Origin of the sequence: Citrobacter sp. Cf116 (genome assembly GCF_030336505.1) — a bacterium.
Classification (GTDB): domain Bacteria; phylum Pseudomonadota; class Gammaproteobacteria; order Enterobacterales; family Enterobacteriaceae; genus Citrobacter; species Citrobacter freundii.
The window spans coordinates 582822-605889 of sequence record NZ_JAOWEQ010000034.1 but is presented as its reverse complement, the minus strand read 5'-3'; the positions used below and the strand labels follow the sequence as shown (position 1 = coordinate 605889).

General features: G+C 52.8%; 19 protein-coding genes. 8 read left to right on the top strand and 11 right to left on the bottom strand.

The genetic code is table 11. The features are described 5' to 3' along the window. Position 1: 1 nt before the first annotated feature. The 3 genes from OGV74_RS08285 to ebgR form a co-directional block, all read right to left on the bottom strand. Complete coding sequence (locus OGV74_RS08285) at positions 2–451, bottom strand: beta-galactosidase subunit beta (RefSeq protein ID WP_003024776.1); 450 nt, start codon at positions 449–451, stop codon at positions 2–4. Then, positions 448–3540 carry a beta-galactosidase subunit alpha gene (ebgA, locus tag OGV74_RS08280; RefSeq protein WP_086504588.1) on the bottom strand — a complete coding sequence of 1031 codons (3093 nt, stop codon included), beginning with the start codon at positions 3538–3540 and terminating at the stop codon, positions 448–450. The genes OGV74_RS08285 and ebgA overlap by 4 nt, the downstream gene beginning before the upstream one ends. A 207-nt stretch (positions 3541–3747) precedes the next feature. Then, positions 3748–4731, bottom strand: coding sequence for a transcriptional regulator EbgR (gene ebgR, locus OGV74_RS08275; protein ID WP_003024771.1), 984 nt, complete (start codon positions 4729–4731; stop codon positions 3748–3750). A gap of 209 nt (positions 4732–4940) precedes the next feature. Here ebgR and OGV74_RS08270 point away from each other — a divergent pair, with 209 nt between their 5' ends. Beyond that, positions 4941–5273 (top strand): tRNA-binding protein, encoded by a 333-nt coding sequence (locus tag OGV74_RS08270; RefSeq protein ID WP_003024768.1) that lies wholly within the window; start codon positions 4941–4943, stop codon positions 5271–5273. A gap of 73 nt (positions 5274–5346) precedes the next feature. Here the strand turns inward: OGV74_RS08270 and ygjG are convergent, their stop codons facing one another. After that, complete coding sequence (ygjG, locus tag OGV74_RS08265; RefSeq protein WP_168150126.1) at positions 5347–6726, bottom strand: putrescine aminotransferase; 1380 nt, start codon at positions 6724–6726, stop codon at positions 5347–5349. A gap of 430 nt (positions 6727–7156) precedes the next feature. On the opposite strand from ygjG, the gene OGV74_RS08260 reads away from it, so the two are divergent. Next, positions 7157–8677 (top strand): methyl-accepting chemotaxis protein, encoded by a 1521-nt coding sequence (locus tag OGV74_RS08260; RefSeq protein WP_003024763.1) that lies wholly within the window; start codon positions 7157–7159, stop codon positions 8675–8677. Positions 8678–8730: 53 nt separating this feature from the next. Here the strand turns inward: OGV74_RS08260 and OGV74_RS08255 are convergent, their stop codons facing one another. After that, the gene (locus OGV74_RS08255; protein WP_162138602.1) at positions 8731–9408 is read right to left on the bottom strand and encodes a PadR family transcriptional regulator; all 678 of its coding nucleotides are present in this window, start codon (positions 9406–9408) and stop codon (positions 8731–8733) included. A gap of 236 nt (positions 9409–9644) precedes the next feature. Here OGV74_RS08255 and OGV74_RS08250 point away from each other — a divergent pair, with 236 nt between their 5' ends. Beyond that, the gene (locus OGV74_RS08250; RefSeq protein WP_003024758.1) at positions 9645–10427 is read left to right on the top strand and encodes a siderophore-interacting protein; all 783 of its coding nucleotides are present in this window, start codon (positions 9645–9647) and stop codon (positions 10425–10427) included. Here OGV74_RS08250 and OGV74_RS08245 read toward each other — a convergent pair. After that, positions 10424–11272 carry a helix-turn-helix domain-containing protein gene (locus tag OGV74_RS08245; protein ID WP_003024755.1) on the bottom strand — a complete coding sequence of 283 codons (849 nt, stop codon included), beginning with the start codon at positions 11270–11272 and terminating at the stop codon, positions 10424–10426. The two genes, OGV74_RS08250 and OGV74_RS08245, sit on opposite strands and share 4 nt — an antisense overlap. A gap of 67 nt (positions 11273–11339) precedes the next feature. Here OGV74_RS08245 and cfa point away from each other — a divergent pair, with 67 nt between their 5' ends. Next, positions 11340–12494 carry a cyclopropane fatty acyl phospholipid synthase gene (gene cfa / locus OGV74_RS08240; RefSeq protein ID WP_003846231.1) on the top strand — a complete coding sequence of 385 codons (1155 nt, stop codon included), beginning with the start codon at positions 11340–11342 and terminating at the stop codon, positions 12492–12494. Between the two features lie 89 nt (positions 12495–12583). On the opposite strand, the gene OGV74_RS08235 is transcribed toward cfa, so the two are convergent. Then, positions 12584–14242: a glycerone kinase gene (locus OGV74_RS08235; RefSeq protein ID WP_071684999.1), complete on the bottom strand. Its 1659-nt coding sequence runs from the start codon at positions 14240–14242 to the stop codon at positions 12584–12586. Positions 14243–14804: 562 nt separating this feature from the next. Between OGV74_RS08235 and OGV74_RS08230 the strand changes: the two genes are divergently transcribed. Both OGV74_RS08230 and dhaR read left to right on the top strand, forming a co-directional pair. Further along, positions 14805–15902 carry a glycerol dehydrogenase gene (locus tag OGV74_RS08230; protein WP_003024745.1) on the top strand — a complete coding sequence of 366 codons (1098 nt, stop codon included), beginning with the start codon at positions 14805–14807 and terminating at the stop codon, positions 15900–15902. 91 nt (positions 15903–15993) lie between these two features. After that, the gene (gene dhaR / locus OGV74_RS08225; protein ID WP_003024742.1) at positions 15994–17919 is read left to right on the top strand and encodes a dihydroxyacetone kinase operon transcriptional regulator DhaR; all 1926 of its coding nucleotides are present in this window, start codon (positions 15994–15996) and stop codon (positions 17917–17919) included. On the opposite strand, the gene OGV74_RS08220 is transcribed toward dhaR, so the two are convergent. From OGV74_RS08220 to OGV74_RS08205, 4 genes are read right to left on the bottom strand one after another with little or no spacing between them, the layout of a single operon-like run. Beyond that, positions 17897–18427: a cob(I)yrinic acid a,c-diamide adenosyltransferase gene (locus OGV74_RS08220; protein ID WP_003841452.1), complete on the bottom strand. Its 531-nt coding sequence runs from the start codon at positions 18425–18427 to the stop codon at positions 17897–17899. The two genes, dhaR and OGV74_RS08220, sit on opposite strands and share 23 nt — an antisense overlap. Continuing rightward, positions 18428–18781, bottom strand: coding sequence for a glycerol dehydratase reactivase beta/small subunit family protein (locus tag OGV74_RS08215; protein ID WP_032950260.1), 354 nt, complete (start codon positions 18779–18781; stop codon positions 18428–18430). It lies immediately after the preceding gene. Between the two features lie 16 nt (positions 18782–18797). After that, positions 18798–19961 (bottom strand): 1,3-propanediol dehydrogenase, encoded by a 1164-nt coding sequence (gene dhaT / locus OGV74_RS08210; protein WP_086504587.1) that lies wholly within the window; start codon positions 19959–19961, stop codon positions 18798–18800. 22 nt (positions 19962–19983) lie between these two features. Continuing rightward, positions 19984–20412 carry a GlcG/HbpS family heme-binding protein gene (locus OGV74_RS08205; RefSeq protein WP_003024730.1) on the bottom strand — a complete coding sequence of 143 codons (429 nt, stop codon included), beginning with the start codon at positions 20410–20412 and terminating at the stop codon, positions 19984–19986. A gap of 392 nt (positions 20413–20804) precedes the next feature. Here OGV74_RS08205 and OGV74_RS08200 point away from each other — a divergent pair, with 392 nt between their 5' ends. Together OGV74_RS08200 and OGV74_RS08195 are read left to right on the top strand one after the other, a co-directional pair. Continuing rightward, positions 20805–22472: a propanediol/glycerol family dehydratase large subunit gene (locus OGV74_RS08200; protein ID WP_086504586.1), complete on the top strand. Its 1668-nt coding sequence runs from the start codon at positions 20805–20807 to the stop codon at positions 22470–22472. 11 nt (positions 22473–22483) lie between these two features. Beyond that, positions 22484–23068 (top strand): propanediol/glycerol family dehydratase medium subunit, encoded by a 585-nt coding sequence (locus OGV74_RS08195; protein WP_003024724.1) that lies wholly within the window; start codon positions 22484–22486, stop codon positions 23066–23068.

Sequence of the window (23068 nt, the reverse complement as noted above, 5' to 3'; positions counted from 1 at the left end):
TTTATTTGTTATGAAAATAACCATCTTCGATGGTGACTTTGAGTACGACTTTCTTCACTACGCTATTACAGATAAAACGATAGGCTTCATGGTTGTCACAAATAACCATTTGTCCTTCGTGCACTTCTACGGTTTTTCCGCAGCCTTTCAAATATTCGCGGTCGGTTTCATCGCGATAATATTCAACCACCTGGAGATCCTCTTTGGCGGCATACTCTATTTTTTGCTGTCCTTGCAGGTAGTAATGGATCTCAAAATAACGACGATGACCGGTAAACAGCGCATCGGTTGCAGAGTCTGTCTCTACACGGTAGCTCAGAGAATCACCGATAGAGTGAGCGACGCCTGGCTGAATATTGTCAATATTTTCAATGGCCTCGACGCAGCGTTGCCATTTCCGACCCGAAGCATAGCGTTGCTGGAACTGCTCTAAGTTGTCGATGATCCTCATTTTGTATTCTCGCTGTGCATATTCGTGGAAAAGAATCCGGTGCCAAAAGCACGGTTGGCGGTGGTTTGAGCGCCAGACTCACTGCCGGAAACCGGCAACAACGTGAAGCCGTAGCTGAATGACGTAAACCAGACGCGCCAGGAATCAAGTACCTCGCTTCCCCACGAGTTAGAACCTAAGCCCAGTAGCTGATGGTCCAGATTAAGGGTGATGTCATCGCTGTGCTGCAGCTCATTACAGTGCTGTGCGGCAAAGATATTTTCTGGCGTATAGCGCCAGGCGCTCAGGTTGACAGGGCGCTGCGGAATCACTAGCAAACCGTTACCGTGACGACTGGTTAGCGTTGCCCAACGCACGTCCTGACGATTGCCGTTGTTTTGCGGGAACGGATAATTCTCGAACATCTCATCCACGCTGCTGCGCCAAATGTCGATGATGTTGGCCTGCTGACTATCGGCATAGTTTTCACCAGGACCACGTCCGTACCAGGCCACCTGTCCCAAATCACCGCTGATGCCCATCGTGAAGCCGATACACGGAATAATGTCCCGGTACTCGCCGTAAGGCTGGCCGGAAAGCTCCACATTCAACTGACCGTCTGCGGCAATCCGCCAGCGATAGGTGCAGCGCATACCGAAATCAAATACCGGCGGGGCGATAATCGTTTGGCTGGTGATGAGCAGCGCATCTTCGGTTTGCTCAAAGGTAAAGTCGCGCAGATGCTCCTGCATTATCTGTATATGATTTGGCTGCCAGAGGCCTTCGAACTCTTGCTTGTGGTTATCTATGGTTGGTTTGAAGAAATTAATCTTCGGCTCGCGGGTAATCAGCTCTTCACCATTGACGTTCCAGCTAATGGGTTTACCGGTCAGCTTTGAGAACGTCAGATGGAAGTTATAACCGCGAACGGTGCAGCTCTGGCGGTTCTCTTCCAGCGTCAAAGGGGTGGCGTTTTGCAGACTGAACGGTACGGCAGTCACCGTTCTGGCCTTCAGCGGGAACTGATAAGTCGCGATGTGATGCCCGGCTTCGCTGTATAACGTGCGGGAATCTTTCGTCACGGTGACGTTGAGGAACGTCTCGCGCGCATCCAGCTCCGGCAACGTGCATTGCAGCAGCGTATCGCTGTTGGGAGGAACGTCGCGCAGTTTTATCTGCTGAGCAGAGAGCGTATCTCCTTCGGCGCGAACCTCAATATGCAAGGTGTAGTCGTCAAGCGTGGTAAACCACAGTTTGTTTTCTACCCGCAGCTCGCCGCGAGCCAGATCCTGCGCGCGCACTTTCACTGGTGCAATTACCTGCTTGTACTCTTGCAGACCCGGGCCTGGGGTTTGATCGGAATAAATTAGGCCATCAAGGCAGAAGTTGTAGTTGTTCGGGTAGTCGCCGTAGTCACCGCCATAGTTGTACCAGACGTTACCGTCGGTATCTTTGGCCTGAATCCCATGATCGCACCACTCCCAGACATAGTGTCCCTGAATGCAATCATGCTGATAGAAGACGTTCTGATATTCCGTTAGCCCGCCGGGGCCGTTGCCCATTGCGTGAGCATATTCGCAGATGATGCGCGGTTTAGGATGTGGGTATTCACCAAACTCATTCATCAACGGTACGCGGGTGTACATGGTGGAAATGATATCCACCACTTCGGCGTCACGATCTTCTTCGTAGTGGATCAGACGCGTGTCATCCAGCGCTTTTGCCGCGTGGTACATGGCGCGAATATTACAGCCGTAGCCGGATTCATTGCCGAGCGACCAGATGACGATCGACGGGTGGTTTTTCTGCGCGTGGACGTGGCGTACGATGCGCTCAACGTAGACATTTTCCCACAGCGGATCGTCGGTGATCCGGCTGATATCGCCGATATTAGCGAAGCCGTGAGATTCAACGTCGGTTTCGGCCATGACGAACAAACCGTAGATATCGCACAATTCATAGAAACGTGGATCGTTCGGGTAATGGGCGGTGCGTACGGAGTTGATGTTGTGCTGCTTCATTAACAGCAGATCTTTTTCCACGCGATCCATACCGACCGCGCGACCCTTGAGATGATCGTTATCATGACGGTTGACGCCATGCAGCATGACATAGCGGTTATTGATGTAAAACAGACCGTTGCGAACGTTGATATCGCGGAATCCGACGCGCTGCGGCACAACCTCAAGGATGTTGCCGCTGGCATCTTTCAGGGTCATCACCAGATGATAGAGATACGGCGATTCCGCCGACCACTGCTGTGGTGCGCTGACCTTGAAATTGAACGCGGTGCGGGTGAGTTTATCCACCGTCAGAGCGTTAATCACGCCGCTATGCAGCGTCTGCTCACCGTCAAACAAAGTGTATTCGAGCGATGCCATCGTTGGCGTGGAGGCGATGTTTTCCAGCACGATGTCGCAGGAGAGGGTGGCATCGCGATAGTCATCATCGAAATCGGTACGAACGGTAAAATCCTGGATATGGGTCGCCTGTTTGCCGACCAGATAGACGTCGCGGAAAATTCCCGCCGACCACCACATATCCTGGTCTTCAACGTAGGTGGAATCAGCCCATTGCATGACGCGAACGCACAGCAGGTTGTCACCGGTTTTCACCACTGCGCTGATATCAAACTCGGCCGTCAGGCGACTGCCTTTGCTGAAGCCAACATACTGACCATTCACGTAAACTTCGAAGTAGGTTTCTACGCCATCAAATTTAATCAGCGTCTGTTTGCCCTGCCAGCCTTCGCTGAGAGAGAAAATACGCTGGTAGGCTCCGGTGGGGTTATTGGTCGGCACGTAGGGGACATCAATCGGGAAAGGAAAACCTTCGTCGGTATACTGCAGCTTGCCGTGCCCTTCCATCTGCCACATACCGGGGACGGTGATGTTGCCCCAGTCGCTCATAAACTGCGACGTAAAGGCTTCCGGCACCTGCAGCGGATGCTCAAAGAACTGGAAATTCCACTGACCGCTCAGCAACTGAAAGAGGCTGCTGGTTTCGCGGGCAAACGAGCGAGCCTGCGCAACGGAGTCGTAAGAGAAAAAATATGCGCGTGGCGCCAGTCGATTTTCGTGGGTGAGCTGAATGTTTTCCCAGCGATTCATAAGGCCTCCCGGTGGAGAAAAATCGGAACCATTCATTTTAATGGTGAGTAAGTGTAATTGATGGTGATTTTAGTAAAAGTTTTACTAAAATATAGCGAGTGAGGTGATTTACTTTAACTGGATCACGAAAATAATTCGGGCGCAGAAAAAAATGCATGACAATGCGCGCCCGGCTTCAGCAGAAACCGGACGGATTAACGGGGGATTTTAGCGGGTGGTGCCGCGCAGTTTCAGCTTGCTGGGAACAAAAACCAGCAGGGGAAGTGCACGTCCGTCGCGGGCTTTCTCAAACAGCAGGTTGACGCCCTGACTGCCCATCATTTCTGAATGGATGCGTACGGTGGAAAGCGGAGGAAAGGTGAAGCGCGCCGTCGGGATATCATTAACGCTAATCAGCGAAATATCCTGCGGAATGTTCAGTCCACGCTCGTGAATGGCGCGCAGAACGCCAATAGCAATCGAGTCAGAAGCTACAAACAGGGCGCTGGGATAGTCGGCTTTCGCCAGCATTTTTTTGGCCAGTTCATAGCCTGATGAACTGGAGAAGCCACCGCGATAAATATCTTGTTCTGAAACGACCTGCTGCAGGCGACCGTATTCGACAAACGCGGCTTCGCGGATATCAGCCTTGCCAGGCTGATCTTCGCCGCCGATGAAGCCAATGCGGGTCACGCCCTGGGCGATGAAGTAGTCGATGCTCTCTTTACTGATGCGGGCCAGATCGATATCGACAGCGTCATATTCACTGCCGGGTTCATGAAAATCGATAAAGCAGATGTTGTCGGTAAGCGCTGTTGCCGCCTCGCGCAGCGCAGGAGAAGGCTTGCCGACAATAAGAATGCCGGTAATGTTTTTGCTCTCCGGCAACCCACTGTGCTCATAGCAGTTGGTCAGTTCAATCCCCAGCTTCTCGCACTGGGTTTCAATCCCATGGCGGATCGCGAGATAGTAAGGATCGTTGATTTCCAAATCCTGCTGATAGCTGTAGAGCGCCAGAATATGCTGGGGGCCGAGTGCGCTGGTCTGGTTCTTACGGGCGCTGCTGGTTTTGTACTCCAGCTTTTCCGCGATCTCCAGAATGCGATGCTTGGTCTCTTCTTTTACATTCAGCGTGGGGTCATCGTTTAAAACCCGGGACACTGTCGCCAGGGACACGCCAGCTTCGATTGCGATGTCTTTAAGTGTTGCCATGTTTGCCTTTTCCCTGAGTTACCTGCGCATTGTAAATGAAGTGCTTATCTATTCATCTGTTTTCAGTAAAAAAAGCACGTTTAATTGACATGCTCGGGGTAAAACTGGGCTTGCAGAGTGTGATGGATACGTCATTTCCCCGCTTTTGAGAACAATGCCCGGAAAATAGTTTGCTAGTATTTAGTAAAATTTTACCAAAGGAGAAAACAATGGATACTGTCGCATTTGCTGATTTTGCCCGCATGGAAATACGTGTTGGAAAAATCGCACAGGTTAAGCGCCATGACAATGCCGATAAGCTGTATATCGTACAGGTTGATGTGGGAGAGCGTACGCTGCAAACCGTGACCAGCCTGGTGCCTTATTACAGCGAAGAGGAGCTGATGGGGAAAACGGTGGTGGTGCTGTGTAATCTGCAAAAGGCCAAAATGCGCGGTGAAACATCAGAGTGTATGCTGCTGTGCGCTGAGACGGACGATGGCAGCGAAAGCGTGCTGTTAACGCCAGAACGGGTGATGCCTGCAGGCGTACGGATTGTTTAAATTGTGCTGATGCCGGATGGCGGCTACGCCTTATCCGGCCTACGTTTGCTCACGCAGGCCGGACAGACATCTGTTACATCTGCTCCACGCTCACCCGTAATGCTGCCAGGGCTTTGCGTGTTGATCGCAACACCAGATCGCATTGCTCGATCGTTAACGTTAGCGGCGGTTCGATGCGGATCGTCTTGGCATTGTTCAGCGTCCCAGCGACCAGCACCCGCTGGCGGAACATCTCACTGGCAAAGTTATAGCCGATTTCATTATCGACAAACTCAATCGCCATCAGCATGCCTTTGCCGCGTACATCATGTACCAGGTCCGGGTATTCCCGCGCAAGCTGACGGAAACCATCCAACAACATGTCGCCTTTCTGCTCCGCCTGAGCCGGTAAATTTTGCTCCAGCAGGACGTTAATGGTGGCCAGCGCAGCCGCACAAGCGAGCGGGTTGCCGCCAAACGTGGTGGTATGCAGGAAAGGATTGTCGAACAGGACGGAGAACACCTCTTCGGTGGCAATGGTTGCGCCAATGGGCATCACGCCGCCGCCTAACGCTTTGGCCAGACACATAATGTCGGGCTGCACATTTTCGTGCTCACAGGCGAACATCTTGCCGGTACGCCCCATCCCGGTCTGCACTTCGTCAAGGATCATCAGTGCGCCGAACTCATCGCAAAGTTTACGAACAGCGGTTAAATAGCCTTGTGGCGGCAGGATCACCCCCCCTTCACCCTGGATGGGTTCGAGGATCACGGCTGCGACATCGTCACCGGTCTTTTTACACTCGCTGAGCATGGTGCGCATCGCGTTAACATCGCCAAACGGCACATGACGGAAGCCCGGCAGCAGCGGCATAAAGGGTTTGCGGAAGGTAGATTTAGCCGTGGCGGACAGCGCGCCCAGTGATTTACCGTGGAATGCGCCGCTGGTGGCAATAAACGTAAATTTACCGCGCGGTGATTGATACGCTTTCGCCAGCTTCAGGGCGGCTTCAACCGACTCGGTCCCGCTGTTACAGAAGAAACTGTATTTCAGTTTACCGGGCGCCAGTGCGGCGAGAGTTTTTGCCAGCATGGCCCGCAGAGGGTCAAGTAACTCCTGGCTGTGCAGAGGTTGTTTCGCGAGTTGATTCTGTACGGCGGAAACCACGACTGGATTACGGTGCCCCACGTTGAAAATTCCAAAACCACCCAGGCAATCGACGAACTCCTGCCCTTGGGTGTCGACAAGCGTATTCAGGCTTCCCGCTTGCCACTCTACGGCTCCGTAATCCCCGCCTGCAGTTACAGATTTTCGATACTCTAAGAACCCCGGATTGACATGCTCCTTGAAGTACTCAATCACCTCTCGGTTTAACGATTTCATTTCCTCATGATCAAGCGTGCGCTTTTCGATGAGATTCAGTGCGTGTGCGCTGCAGGCCAGGGCCGATGCGCTGGAAGGTAACCTGTTCAAAATATGCTCCCGGAGCTCGCGTATCACATGATACTGATTTAAGTATTGCAGGGATTGCGCCATTCCGGCGCGCTTAGCAAAAATCGGGATAAACACCAGGAAACATCTTATTTGCGCAACATTTAATGCCATTATTTAACATTTGCTGGCATTTTGCCCAAGTCAGGAGCCTGAAAACAGATCGAATAAACGCAAATTTGCTCTAAAAATGGGCAATATTTGCACTGTGACAGTGCGCTGGTAGAAGTAATATTGAATAGTTACTGGATGAAAGTATTTTAAATCAATGGATTAGAATGCGTACAGTTTTTGAGGTTTAATCGCAAATTGCGATCTAAATCAAATTTAACAACTAAAGATAAAAAAATTATCGCCGAAATAACATAAGCCGAAAGAGTTAACAACCAGATAACCTGCACAGGACGCAATCATGTCTTCTCATCCCTACGTTAGTCAGCAAAATACACCGCTGGATGATGATATCACCCTCATGTCGACCACCGATTTGCAAAGCTATATCACCCATGCGAACGACACCTTCGTTCAGGTCAGCGGCTATCAACTGAATGAGTTGCTTGAAAAGCCGCACAATCTGGTTCGTCATCCGGACATGCCAAAAGCGGCGTTTGCGGATATGTGGTACACGCTGAAGCAGGGCGAGCCATGGAGCGGGATTGTGAAAAACCGGCGTAAGAATGGCGATCACTACTGGGTGAGGGCCAATGCGGTGCCGATGGTGCGGGAAGGACGCGTGACCGGGTATATGTCGATTCGTACCCGGGCAACTGACGAGGAAATTGCAGCGGTAGAGCCTTTATATAAAGCGCTGAACGAAGGACGTTGCAACCGGCGTATCCATAAGGGGTTGGTGGTACGCAAAGGCTGGCTGGGTAGACTGCCGGCGATGCCGATTCGCTGGCGGGTACGCAGCGTGATGGCATTCATGTTTGTCCTGCTAGCGGTCGCATTGCAGCAAATGGGTGCTGAATGGCCATTACTGTTGATGAGTGCATTGGTGATGCTTTTAGGAACGGCTATTTTCGAATGGCAGATTGTGCGTCCTATTGAGAATGTCACCCGTCAGGCGCTGAAAGTGGCGACCGGTGAGCGGAACAGCGTGTCGCATCTTAACCGCAGCGATGAACTGGGACTGATGCTGCGAGCAGTGGGCCAACTGGGATTAATGTGTCGCTGGCTTATTCATGATGTCTCCAGCCAGGTGAGTTGCGTGCGCAGCGACAGCGAAACGCTGGCAAAAGGTAGCGATGATTTAAATAAGCATACGCAGCAGACCGTTGAGAACGTGCAGGAAACGGTGACCACCATGAATCAGATGGCGGCATCGGTAAAACAAAACTCAGAGACCGCCGCGGCGGCTGATAAGCTCTCTATTGCCGCCAGCAGCGCGGCAACGCACGGCGGTGAGGCGATGGATACCGTCATCAAAACCATGGACGATATCGCCAACAGCACCCAGCGGATAGGCACTATTACCACGCTGATTAACGATATTGCCTTCCAGACCAACATTCTGGCTTTGAACGCCGCTGTTGAAGCCGCGCGGGCGGGCGAGCAGGGGAAAGGGTTCGCCGTGGTGGCGGGAGAAGTGCGTCATCTTGCCAGCCGCAGCGCCAGTGCGGCCAATGATATCCGCAAGCTGATTGATGCCAGCGCCGACAAAGTGCAGTCCGGATCCGACCAGGTTCACGCCGCAGGACGCACGATGGACGATATTGTGGCGCAGGTGCAAAACGTCACTCAGCTGATCGCCCAAATCAGCCACTCAACGCTGGAACAGTCGGATGGTCTTTCCAGCCTGACCCGCGCGGTGAATGAGCTGAGCAACATTACGCAGAAAAACGCCGAACTGGTTGAAGAGAGTGCGCAGATTTCCGCAATGGTGAAGCATCGCGCGGGTCGTCTGGAAGATGCGGTCACGGTGCTGCATTAATACTAATAATACAGGCGAAACGTCGGGCAAACGGGTTCCGCCTGCTGTGCAGATTAATCCAGCTGAGTAATATCCAGCGCAGCGCGATCGATAATACCGATGATTTTTTTGATCTGCGCATCGCTGGTATCACCATGATTAACGCGTAGATCCAACACGGCTTTGAAGTTTTCCAGCGCGCGTTTCATCTGTGGATTTTTGCGTAATTCAAAACCCACGCAGCGGGCTTTGATCCGTTCGTGGATATGTTCCAGATGCTCACGGTTTTCATCTAGCCATTGCTGGCCCTGAGTCGTGATCGCAATCTGTTTACGCCCACCTTCCTCGTCGCTGACGGTGATCAGTGCCTGATCCTGCAAGAAATCCAACGTCGGATAGATAACGCCCGGGCTCGGGGTATAGTTACCCTGAGTCAGGGTTTCAATCGCTTTTATCAGCTCATAGCCGTGGCTGGCGTCGCGGGTCAAGATATCCAGAATGACCAGGCGTAATTCTCCGTGACCGAAGAAGCGTTGGCGACGACCACCGCCGCCGCGACCGTGGCGGTGCCCGCAGCCGTGCTCGTGGTGGTGATCTTTGTTACAGCCTTCATGGCGATGTTCTTCACCTTTGCAGCAACCTGCATGGTGCTCGTTGTGGCGGCCTTCGTGGTGATGTCCTTCACCCTTGCAGCAGCCTTCGTGTTGGTGCTCTGTATTTTTGCAGCAACCTTCATGATGGTTTTGCATCATCGTCTCCTGATGTTGTTTAGATATATCTAATTTATATCTAAAAACTGGTGTTTTGCAAGTCTACAAATTAAATGCTATTTAAGGTTATGATTATTAAATGTTTTTATTGGTTTTTGATAGCTGTTTAATCAGACGGTGACTATATCAAAAAAGTGCTTGCAATCTTCTTGATTAGCAATCATTATCATTTAAAAATGAATTTAGATATATCTTATTATTTTCACGAAGGCGAAAACATGACAAAAAACACCTCACGCTACCCGCAGCGCGTTCGTAATGAACTGCGTTTTCGAGAACTTACCGTCCTGCGCGTAGAGCGTATTAGTGCGGGCTTTCAGCGCATTGTACTGGGCGGGGACGCTCTGGACGGTTTTAGCTCACACGGCTTTGACGACCATACCAAGGTCTTTTTCCCTGAACCGGGCAGCCACTTTGTGCCGCCTGTCGTCACCGATGAAGGCATTGTCTGGGCTGACGGTGTGCGTCCGCTTTCCCGTGACTACACACCGTTGTATGACGAAGCGCGCCATGAGCTGGCGCTCGATTTCTATATTCATGATGGCGGCGTGGCGAGTACATGGGCGATGAATGCCCGCGAGGGCGACAAGCTGACAATCGGCGGGCCGCGCGGTTCTTTGGTGGTGCCAGAGGATTATGCGTATCAGGTTTATGTGTGCGATGAGTCGGGAATGCCTGCGCTACGCCGACGCCTGGAGTCGCTCAGCCGTTTAGCGGTACGTCCAAACGTCACGGCGCTGGTCAGCGTGCAGGATGCGGCGTACCAGGATTATCTTGCCCATCTCGACGGGTTTACTATTGAGTGGTTTATCGGCCATGACGCGCAGGCGGTGAATGAACGCTTATCGCGACTAACCGTGCCCGCAGATGATTATTACGTCTGGATTACTGGCGAAGGCAAGGTGGTAAAAAACCTGAGTGCTCGCTTTGAAACCGAGGCGTTTGACCCTCAACGGGTGCGTGCGGCAGCCTACTGGCATCAGCATAAAGCGGCAGATTAATAATTAGATGGCGGAACGCCAAACGCCTGGCGGAAGGCATAGCTAAATGCCGCGGTGCTTGAATATCCTACGTCGAGCGCCACGGCGGTCACGCTTTTATTTTTTTTCAGCATTAATACGGATTCCAGAATACGCATTTTTTGCTTCCAGACGCTGAAAGGCAATCCGGTTTCTTTTTTGAAATGGCGTGAAAAGGTACGGGCAGACATACCCAGATGATGCGCCCAGTATTCAACTGAATGCTCCAGGGCGGGGGATTCTTGTATGGTTCGGCATACTTTGGTTAATTCGCGATCCTGCGGCCAGGGTAATACAAAGGCGACTTCCGGGAGTTGCAGAATAATATCGACCAGTACGCTAACCAGTTTGCCCTCTTTTGACTGGCTATCATAATGACCTGAAATTGAATTCGTGGCGTAATGAATAAACTCTCTGGCGAAATCACTGATAGCCACAACTTTGCATTCATTGATGCTCTCTTCAAGAAAGCCCGGTTTAATATCCAGATTTTCTAAATACACATCATCCAATGCCCAAACTGCATGCTCAGTATTATTGGGGATCCAGATGCCATAATGCGCCGGGATTATCCAGCACTTACCGGCAACATCAATGCGCATGCTGCCTTTGCGGGCGAAATGAAATTGCATAAAAGAGTGTGAATGCTGCGGTACATGGTGGTTGGCTTCCAGGACATAAGAGCGAAAGAATACATCCTGCGGCAGTTCGGTCATGGAGTTATCCGGGAAGGAGTTCCACTGTTTTTGCGCCAGAGTTTCCATAAATGAATCGTCAATGCTCCCGATGATGTGTCCGCTGCTCGATAGATCTTGTCCGCGGATCATAATACATACACTCTTTTTTCCATAATAATCTTGCGTAATAATTTTTAGCCCACTTTTGGTAAATACCATGAACTCGCTTTGTTCAGATGCTGTCATCGTCAATGAAACAAATGATAACTGGACCCGAATGGGAAAAGAGCTGCTTTCACAAGCGGATATCAGAATTAATGGCTCACGCGCCTGGGACATTCAACTTCATCATACCGGTTTCTTTAAACGAGTATTGCAGCAAGGCTCATTAGGGCTTGGCGAAAGCTATATGGAAGGCTGGTGGGACTGCGAACGGCTCGATATTCTGTTCTGCAAAATCCTGAAAGCAAAACTCGACCAGCAGATGCCAGGTAATCTGAAAGATATTTTACGCATTGCCAGCGCGCGCCTGTTTAATTTGCAGTCACGTAGCCGTGCATGGATCGTCGGTAAAGAGCATTATGATATTGGTAACGATCTCTTTGCGCTGATGCTTGATCCGCATATGCAATATTCCTGCGGTTACTGGAAAGATGCAACCACATTAAACGATGCGCAAAATGCCAAATTAAAAATGATCTGCGAGAAGCTGCAGCTTAAACCGGGTATGCGTTTACTCGATATCGGTTGTGGCTGGGGCGGGTTGGCGGAATATGCGGCGCGTCATTATGGCGTGGCAGTAGAAGGCGTTACCATTTCCAAAGAGCAGCAGAAAATGGCGCAGCAGCGCTGTGAAGGGTTGGACGTTAACATTCTGCTGCAGGATTATCGCGATCTTAATAAACACTACGATCGCATTGTCTCCGTGGGGATGTTTGAACATGTCGGGCCGAAAAACTACGACACCTATTTCAGTATCGCCGACCGTTGTTTAAAACCAGACGGACTGTTCCTGCTGCATACCATTGGTAGCAATAAAAAAGGGATGAGCGTCGATCCGTGGATCAATAAATACATTTTCCCAAATGGCTGCTTACCGGCGATTTCCCATATTGCCGAGGCCAGCGAATCACGGTTTGTGATGGAAGACTGGCATAACTTCGGCAGCGATTACGATAAAACGCTGATGGCCTGGCATGAGCGCTTTAATCAGGCATGGCCGGAGCTGTCATCACGTTATTCCGCCACCTTCAGAAGAATGTTTAATTACTATTTATGCGCGTGCGCAGGGGCTTTCCGCGCCAGAGATATTGAGCTTTGGCAGGTGCTGTTTAGCCGCGGCGTAGAGGGCGGGATCCGCGTTTATCGTTAACGTCCGCCGGATGTCGGTGTTGCCTTATCCGGCCTACAAAGCTTTGCACTCGTAGGCCTGATAAGCGCAGCGCATCAGGCACTTATGGCTTATCCCAACTCACTCTCTGCCAGCGCTTTAAACACCATCGCTACGGCGTGCGCGCCGGGGTCCATATTTCCGAGCAGGCTTTCGCTGCTGAGATACGATGCGCGACCGGCATTGGCTTTGCTCGACAAACAGGTTCGTTCGGCTCCCGCTTGCGCGGCGTCGAATGCGGCCTGCAGATTTTGCGGCTGCGTGAGCAGCGAAGTCAGGGCTGGTTGCAGCGCATCAATCATGGTGCGATCGCCTTCGTCTGCGCCGCCGTAGAACTTCATCTGCGCCAGTCCCGTATTCAGGGATTCGGCAACGCTAGCTCCCTGTTCCAGTTTCTGCCCCGCAGCGGTAAAGAAAATAGACATCAGCACACCGCTGGAACCACCCATCACTACGGTCAGACGTTCGCCAATCAGCGCGAACAGCGTGGCAAGGTTATCCAGCGGCAACTGCTGGCGATGCAACAGACTGGCAATTTCACGCGCGCCAGCGGCAAAGGTCGAACCGGTATCGCCATCGCCGACTTTGGCGTCCAGCGCATTAAGATGAGTCTCCAGATCGGAAAGGGTTGTGGTGACAAGTTCCACAATCCCGGCCACCATGGCGTTCGCCGAAGGCTGGAATTCCACGCGTGCGCTACGCTGAGATGATGGTACACAACTGATTTCACGCGGCGGGACCGGCGTCGGCCAGTTGCTGGTTTCCACCTCGGTGAGTAACGCTTTTTCGATGCTCTCTTCCAGCACGATGGCCGTCAGTGAAAAGCCTTTCATATCCAGAGCGGTGACCAGTGAGGCCGGGCCAATCAGCCAGTCGATACGTGGGTGCAGCGGGCTGCTGGCCAGTTCGCGGGTAATGATGGCCATTTCGGCAACAGAAACGCCGCCAAGATTGTTAATCATCACCGCCAGACGGCCGGTTTCAGGCAGGGCTGCCATCAGTTTATCCACCATCAGGTTCACCACCTGCGCACTGTTCTGGGTGTCGATAACCGATGCGCCTGGTTCGCCGTGAATGCCCATGCCCAGTTCCGCGTGGCCCGGATGATGACGCGGGGCGGCGTCGGCTTCTTGCGGCAGATGACAGCTGGAAAGCGCAACGCCCAGGCTGAAGGTGTTATTGGCCGCGTACTGCGCTTCACGCAGGACGGTGGCGAGGTTGTAGCCGCGTTCGGCAAAATAGCCTGCGATTTTATGCACCAGGATGGTTCCCGCAATGCCGCGTGGGTGTTTGTTATCAGGCAGGGAGATGTCGTCGCCAACAATCAGCATTTCAACGTTGTAACCAAGGCGACGGGCTTTCTCGGCGGCGAGACCGAAATTAAGACGGTCACCGGTGTAATTTTTCACGATCAATAAACAGCCCGCCTCACCGGTTACCGCCTGGATGGCGGTCAGTACCGCATCCACGCTCGGGGAAGCGAAAACGTCGCCGCAAACCGCAGCGGTTAGCATACCTTTACCGATAAACCCAACGTGCGCGGGTTCGTGCCCTGAACCACCGCCGGAAATTACCGCCACGTTATTTTTGTTGAGGTCACGACGGACCACGATGCGAATGGCCGGATCGCTTTCCAGACGCGCCAGGTTATTCCACGGGCTGGCGATAATCGTACCGTCGATGACGTCGCTCACGAGATGGGTGCGTTGATTAAAAAAGAATTGAGACATAACGGCTCCTTGAGGTTGAGTGTAAGACAAACCCCCGGAAGCATGGTCATGGTACGGAGGCGATAGAGAGATTCTGGCGAAGTCAGCGCGGAAAAAAACAACGTTAAAATGAGTTTCATTACGGAACGTTGTCATTGTTTTTTGTTTCGTAATGAAACCGAAAAGAACGAAGAACGATCACAATGCGAGATCGCTCGACTTTTTTCTCTCGCGATGAATGCAGCTGATACGGCACTGTCAGCTTTTTTTTTGCCGGTTTTTTGGCAAGTGAGTAGGTAAAAAAGAAAGTGAGATTCGTCTGTGCCGGAGATTTGGTGGCAAATGAGCGGATCGGGATCGCAAACCTTATCATTTTTGTGGATAAGCGTTCCAATATGGAACGTACTCCGTTTTTATCTGTTTCATATCAGAACAAAAAGACGAAAGATTTTTTTGTGCACGCCTCGCCATACAGTTATTGCATCGCTCCGGTACCTCCCGTTTTCGCCGTCTGCATCAGGCCAAACAGGTTAACGCCAGGGCTCACCATGTAAAAACATGTACTTATTTGAGGATGAAAGGAATGCTAAAAGTTATTCAATCTCCAGCCAAATATCTCCAGGGTCCTGACGCTTCCACCTTGTTTGGTCAATACGCTAAAAATCTGGCGGACAGCTTTTTTGTGATTGCGGATGACTTCGTGATGAAGCTGGCGGGAGAGAAAGTACTCAACGGCCTGCACAGCCACGACATTAGCTGCCATGCGGAACGCTTTAACGGTGAATGTAGCCATGTTGAAATTAATCGACTGATTGCCATTCTGAAACAGCACGGCTGTCGCGGCGTGGTTGGGATTGGCGGCGGGAAAACGCTGGATACCGCCAAAGCGATTGGTTACTACCAGAAGCTGCCGGTGGTGGTGATCCCGACTATCGCGTCTACCGATGCGCCAACCAGCGCGCTGTCCGTTATCTATACCGAAGCCGGTGAGTTTGAAGAGTATCTGATCTACCCGAAAAACCCGGATATGGTGGTGATGGACACTGCGATCATTGCCAAAGCGCCGGTACGTCTGCTGGTGGCCGGGATGGGCGATGCGCTCTCGACCTGGTTTGAAGCGAAAGCCTGTTATGACGCCAGAGCGACCAGCATGGCGGGCGGACAGTCCACCGTGGCGGCGCTGAGCCTGGCGCGCTTGTGCTATGATACCCTGCTGGCGGAAGGCGAGAAGGCACGCTTTGCTGCGCAGGCTGGCGTGGTGACCGATGCGCTGGAGCGTATTGTCGAAGCTAACACTTACCTCAGCGGCATCGGCTTTGAAAGCAGCGGTCTTGCAGGGGCGCATGCGATCCACAACGGCTTTACGATTCTGGAAGAGTGCCACCATTTGTACCACGGTGAAAAAGTCGCCTTTGGTACGCTGGCGCAACTGGTGCTGCAAAACAGCCCGATGGAAGAGATCGAAACCGTGCTGAATTTCTGTCAGAAAGTAGGCCTGCCGGTAACGTTAGCGGAAATGGGCGTGAAAGAAGACGTTGACGGCAAGATCATGGCCGTGGCGAAAGCGACCTGCGCAGAAGGTGAAACCATCCACAATATGCCGTTCCCGGTAACGCCTGAAAGCGTACATGCCGCTATCTTGACGGCAGATCTGCTGGGACAGCAGTGGCTGGCGCGTTAATCAGTCGTCGGTAGGTTTTTATCCGGCATCTTCTCCCCCTCTGACAGTTTCTGCCGGAGGGGTTGTCTATGGTTAAACAGCGGAAAGGGATATGACGGCGCACACGCATAGCATCGGGAAGGAAGTCTCTTCAGTCATTGCCCAGTCATGGCATCGTTGCAGCAAGTTTATGCAGCGGGAAACCTGGCAGGCGCCGCATCAGGCGCAGGGACTGACCTTTGAGTCGATTTGTCGTCGCAAGACGGCGTTGCTGACGATTGCTCAGGCTGCGCTGGAAGATGCCTGGGAGTTTATGGACGGCCGCCCGTGCGCGCTGCTGATTCTGGATGAATCAGCCTGTATTCTCAGCCGTTGCGGCGATCCGCAGACGGTAGAACAGCTGGCGGAGCTTGGGTTTCGTGACGGCAGCTACTGTGCAGAAAGCATCATTGGCAGTTGTGCCCTGTCGCTGGCGACGATGCCGGGCCAGCCGACAAAAACCTCTGGCGAGCAGCATTTTAAACAGGCGCTGCATCCGTGGTCGTTCTGCTCGACGCCGGTCTTCGATAACCATGGTCGACTGTTCGGCTCCATTTCGCTGTGTTGTCTGGTGGAGCATGAGTGCGTTTCTGATTTATCCCTGACGCTGGCGATTGCCAGAGAAGTCGGCAACTCTTTGCTGACCGACAGCCTGCTGGCTGAATCCAACCGCCATCTGAACCAGATGTACGGGCTGCTGGAGAGTATGGATGATGGTGTGATGGCCTGGAACGAACAGGGCGTATTGCAGTTCCTCAATGCGCGAGCGGCGCTGCTTTTGCATCTCGATGCGCAGGCCAGTCAGGGGAAAAACATTCACGATCTGCTCAATCTCCCCATGCTGCTGCGCCGGGCGATCAAACATGCCCGCGGTCTGAATCACGTCGAAGTTACCTTTGAAAGCCAGCATCAGTTTGTTGATGCCGTCATTACCCTGAAGCCGATTGTTGAGGAGCAGGGCAACAGCTTTATTCTGCTACTGCATCCGGTGGAACAAATGCGCCAGCTGATGACCAGCCAGCTCGGCAAGGTGAGCCACACCTTTGAGCAGATGTCGACTGACGATCCGGAAACCCGCCGCTTGATCCATTTTGGACGCCAGGCAGCGAGGGGGAGTTTCCCGATCCTGCTGTGCGGGGAAGAGGGTGTTGGTAAAGAGCTGCTGAGTCAGGCCATCCACAATGAAAGCGAGCGCGCCAGCGGGCCGTATATCGCCGTGAACTGTCAGCTGTATGCCAACAGCGTACTGGGGCAGGATTTTATGGGCAGTGCGCCCACCGACGATGAAAATGGGCGGTTGAGCCGTCTTGAACTGGCGAACGGCGGCACGCTGTTTCTGGAAAAAATTGAATATCTGGCACCGGAGCTGCAATCCGCGCTGTTACAGGTGATCAAACAGGGGGTATTAACCCGCCTGGATGCCCGTCGGCTGATTCCGGTGGATGTCAAAGTGATCGCCACCACCACGGTTGATCTCGCCAATCTGGTGGAGCAAAACCGCTTTAGCCGTCAGCTGTATTATGCGCTGCACTCTTTTGAGATAGTGATCCCACCGCTGCGGGCGCGGCGCAGTAGTATTCCCTCGCTGATTTATACGCGGCTGAATAGCCTGAAAAAACGCTTTTCATACAGTTTGAAGATCGACGACGACGCGCTGGCGCAACTGGTGGCCTATTCGTGGCCGGGCAATGACTTTGAGCTGAACAGCATTATCGAAAACATCGCCATCAGCAGTGATAACGGCCATATTCGGCTGAGCAATCTACCGGATTATTTGTTTGCCGAACGTCCTGGTCTGGAGACGGCGTCTTCACTGCTGCCTGCTAGTCTGACGTTTACCGCTATCGAAAAAGAGGCGATTATCCATGCTGCCCGCGTCACCAGCGGGCGCGTGCAGGAGATGTCGCAACTGTTGAATATCGGTCGCACTACCTTGTGGCGCAAGATGAAGCAGTACGACATTGATGCCAGCCAGTTTAAGCGCAAGCATCTGGACTAGTTTCTTCAATTCTCGCCATCGAGAACAGCGCGTCTGACAGTCGGTTGATATAACGCCTGGGTTCATCGCGTAACGTTAGCGATCTGCTCATCGCGATGAGGACCCGCTCCAGTCGGCGCGTCAGGGTTCGCGCAACGTGTAGCTGTGCCGATGCGAGATTTTTCCCCGGAATAACAAACTCTTTGAGCGGGCCGCTTTGCGCCATATTACGGTCAATAAGCTGCTCCAGCGCCTGAGTATCCTCTTCACCAATACGCTGTTGTAAGCGAGCGAGTCCTTTCTCATCGCTGGCGAGTTCCGCACCCAGAACAAACAGCATTTTCTGTATGGCGTGCAGATCCTGGCGTAGCCCGGCCTGACGCGTGCTGGCATAGCAGACGCCAAGTTGGGAAATCAGTTCATCCACCGTGCCATAGGCCTCAACGCGGATGTCGTCTTTGTCGATACGGCTGCCGCCAAACAGTGCGGTCGTGCCTTTATCGCCGGTTCGGGTGTAGATGCGGTACATTTATTTTATCTCGCTGAAGGGAAGCACTTTGACCAGTTGACCAGCATTAGCACCGAGGACGCGGAGCCGGGCTGCACCGGCGCGGATATGACCACGGATCAGCGCCCGATCCTCGGGCAACTGGGCGTGGGTTAAAGCAATATCACCCGTGGCGTTAAGACCCAGACCGACACGTAGCGTTGAGCTTTTGGCCGCAAGTTTGCTCAATGCTAGTGCGCAGTCATGTTCGTCGCAACAGATTGCCCGGCAAGGGACGCCTTGCTCTTCCAGTCCCCAGCACAGCTCATCAAGCACGCGAGTATCCTGCCAGCGCGAGTGATAAAACAGATGTACGCCCGGTGATGAAAGTGACATTGCGCCCCCTGTACTATCAGAATGCCTGACGGAAGATCTCGGCAATTTCTTTCTCGTTCCCTTTGCGCGGGTTAGAGAAGGCGTTGCCGTCCTTCAGCGCCATTTCCGCCATGTACGGGAAATCGGCTTCTTTAACGCCCAGATCGCGCAGATGCTGCGGAATGCCGATGTCAGCAGAGAGACGGGCAATGGCGTGGATGGCCAGTTCGGCGGCATCCATGGTGGAAAGTCCGTCAGTGTTTTCGCCCATAAACTCTGCAATGTCGGCAAATTTTTCCGGGTTAGCGATCAGGTTATAGCGCGCCACGTGCGGCAGCAGTACGGCATTCGCCACGCCGTGCGGCATGTCGTACAGACCGCCAAGCTGATGCGCCATCGCGTGAACGTAGCCGAGGTTGGCGTTGTTGAAAGCCATACCCGCCAGCAGAGAGGCGTAGGCCATGTTCTCGCGAGCTTTCAGGTTGCTGCCCAGCGCTACGGCCTGACGCAAGTTGCGTGCGATCAGGCGAATAGCCTGAATAGCGGCAGCGTCGGTGACCGGGTTGGCATCTTTGGAAATATAGGCTTCCACGGCGTGGGTCAGGGCGTCCATACCGGTCGCGGCGGTCAGCGGGGCGGGTTTGCCGAGCATCAGCAGCGGATCGTTAATGGAGACCGACGGCAGGTTGCGCCAACTGACAATCACAAACTTCACTTTAGTCTTGGTATTGGTCAGCACGCAGTGGCGGGTGACTTCGCTGGCGGTACCGGCAGTGGTATTCACCGCAACGATCGGCGGCAGCGGGTTGGTCAGGGTTTCAATCCCGGCATAGCTGTAGAGATCGCCTTCGTGAGTTGCCGCGATACCGATGCCTTTACCGCAGTCATGCGGGCTACCGCCACCGACGGTAACGATGATATCGCAATGCTCTTTGCGAAAGACTTCCAGACCGTCGCGCACGTTGGTGTCTTTGGGGTTAGGTTCAACGCCGTCAAAAACCACCACCTCAATACCGGCTTCACGCAGATGGGCAAGAGTTTTATCTACCGCGCCGTCTTTAATGGCCCGCAGACCTTTATCAGTAACCAGCAGCGCTTTTTTACCGCCTAACAGTTTGCAGCGTTCGCCGACAACGGAAATAGCATTGGGGCCAAAGAAGTTCACATTTGGCACCAGGTAATCAAACATACGATAGCTCATAATATACCTTCTTAGATTTAAATTATAATTCAGAGAAACAATTCAGTGCGGTTTCTGCTAATAATCTGTCTTGTTCAACGGTGCCGCCACTAACGCCAACGGCACCAATTAATTTACCGTTTAATATGACGGGTAAACCGCCGCCGAAAATAACGATGCGCTGTTGGTTGGTAAGCTGCAAACCATATAGCGAAGCACCGGGTTGTACCGCGTCCGTAATTTCATGGGTACCCTGGCGCAGGCAGCAGGCGGTATACGCTTTATTAAGAGAGATATCACAGCTGGTGACAAACGCATCGTCCATGCGTTGCATTAGCAGCGTATTCCCACCGCGATCTACCACGGAAAAGACCACCGGAACGCTGATCTCAAGCGCTTTAGCCTCAACGGCCTGCGCCATTTTTTTTGCAGCCGCCAGCGTAATGGTGGCAATTTGTTGGCTCTTATTCACAGTCTCTCCTGAAAATGTTGTAGGGCTGAGGTCACGAAACATATCGCGCAACAGCTATTTTTATCATTGGCTTTACCTTATTTTCTCGCCGCACGTTATTAAGTCAATAGGGCGAAAATTTCAAAGATATTAAATTCACCTTCCCGGTTTGGCGTTTATTGATAATGATCATTTAACATCGTCACAATTCACGATGGATATTCCTGAATTGCGTTTCAATATGAAACGATGCGTTTTTATTAGGTACCAAATTGGAACAAAATTAATTTTATTTTTTTATTGTTCTGCTCATTTAGAGTTCGACCATTGCTGATGAAAGGCGAATGCCGGGTGTTGTGTCCCCGGCAATGCGGCCCGGCGTCCCTATTTTTTATCTTTTGAGTCAATAAATCATGAGAAGATCAAAACGATTCGAAGTGCTTGCGAAGCGGCCTGTAAATCAGGATGGGCTGATTGGCGAATGGCCTGAAGAGGGGCTGATCGCCATGGAAAGCCCCTACGATCCAGCGTCGTCGGTGAAGGTGGAAAATGGTCGTATTGTTGAGCTGGACGGTAAGAGCCGCGCCGAGTTCGACATGATTGACCGTTTCATTGCCGACTACGCCATTAACGTGGCTGAGGCCGAGCGCGCCATGCAGCTCGACGCGCTGGAGATCGCCAGAATGCTGGTGGATATCCACGTCAGTCGGGAAGAGATTATTGCCATTACCACCGCCATCACCCCGGCGAAAGCGGTGGAAGTGATGGCGAAAATGAACGTGGTGGAGATGATGATGGCGCTGCAAAAAATGCGTGCCAGACGCACGCCCTCCAACCAGTGCCACGTAACCAACCTGAAAGATAACCCGGTACAGATTGCCGCCGACGCTGCTGAAGCGGGGATCCGTGGCTTTTCCGAGCAAGAAACGACGGTCGGGATCGCCCGCTACGCGCCGTTTAACGCCCTGGCGCTGCTGGTGGGTTCCCAGTGCGGTCGTCCTGGTGTGCTGACGCAATGTTCCGTTGAAGAGGCCACGGAGCTGGAGCTGGGCATGCGTGGGCTAACCAGTTATGCCGAAACGGTGTCGGTGTATGGCACAGAATCGGTGTTTACCGACGGTGATGACACGCCGTGGTCCAAAGCGTTTCTCGCCTCGGCTTATGCGTCCCGCGGCCTGAAGATGCGCTACACCTCCGGCACTGGCTCGGAAGCGCTGATGGGCTATTCCGAAAGTAAATCGATGCTATATCTGGAGTCGCGCTGCATTTTTATCACTAAAGGCGCGGGCGTACAGGGGCTGCAAAACGGTGCGGTCAGCTGTATCGGCATGACCGGCGCTGTGCCTTCGGGGATCCGCGCGGTGCTGGCGGAAAACCTGATTGCCTCAATGCTCGACCTTGAAGTGGCCTCCGCCAATGATCAGACCTTTTCTCACTCCGATATTCGCCGTACTGCCCGCACCCTGATGCAGATGCTGCCGGGTACCGACTTTATTTTCTCTGGTTACAGCGCGGTACCCAACTACGACAACATGTTTGCCGGGTCGAATTTCGACGCTGAAGACTTCGATGATTACAACATCCTGCAACGCGATCTGATGGTTGACGGCGGTCTGCGTCCGGTGACTGAAGAAGAAACTATCGCTATACGCAATAAGGCTGCACGCGCCATTCAGGCGGTGTTCCGCGAACTGAGCTTGCCGCTGATTAGCGATGAAGAAGTGGAAGCCGCTACTTATGCTCATGGCAGCAAAGATATGCCTGCGCGCAATGTAGTGGAGGATCTGGCGGCCGTGGAAGAGATGATGAAGCGCAATATCACCGGGCTGGATATCGTCGGCGCGTTGAGTTGCAGCGGTTTTGAAGATATCGCCAGCAATATCCTCAATATGCTGAGACAGCGTGTTACTGGTGATTACCTGCAAACGTCAGCCATTCTGGATCGCCAGTTCGACGTCGTCAGCGCCGTCAACGACATCAATGATTATCAGGGACCTGGTACCGGCTATCGCATCAGTGCCGAACGCTGGGCGGAAATTAAAAATATTGCGGGCGTGGTTCAGCCCGGCTCGATCGAATAAGGCGGAACACTGTGGAATGCACAACTGAACGTAAGCCAGTTTTCACCTTACAGGTGAGCGAAGGCGAGGCGGCGAACGCGGATGAACGCGTGGATGAAGTGGTGATTGGCGTCGGCCCGGCCTTTGGCAAGCACCAGCATAAAACCCTAATTGATATGCCGCACAACGCGATTCTGAAAGAGCTGGTGGCAGGGATTGAAGAAGAGGGATTGCATGCGCGGGTAGTGAGGATCCTGCGCACCTCGGATGTTTCTTTTATGGCATGGGATGCGGCAAACCTCAGCGGCTCAGGCATCGGGATTGGCATCCAGTCGAAAGGAACCACGGTGATTCATCAGCGCGATCTGCTGCCGTTAAGCAACCTCGAGCTGTTCTCTCAGGCTCCGCTGCTGACGCTGGAAACCTATCGTCAGATTGGTAAAAACGCCGCGCGATATGCACGCAAAGAGTCGCCTTCGCCGGTGCCAGTGGTCAATGACCAGATGGTGCGCCCTAAATTTATGGCCAAGGCCGCGCTGTTTCATATCAAAGAAACCAAACACGTGGTGCAGGATGCTGCGCCTGTCACGTTGCATATTGCACTGGTAAGGGAATGA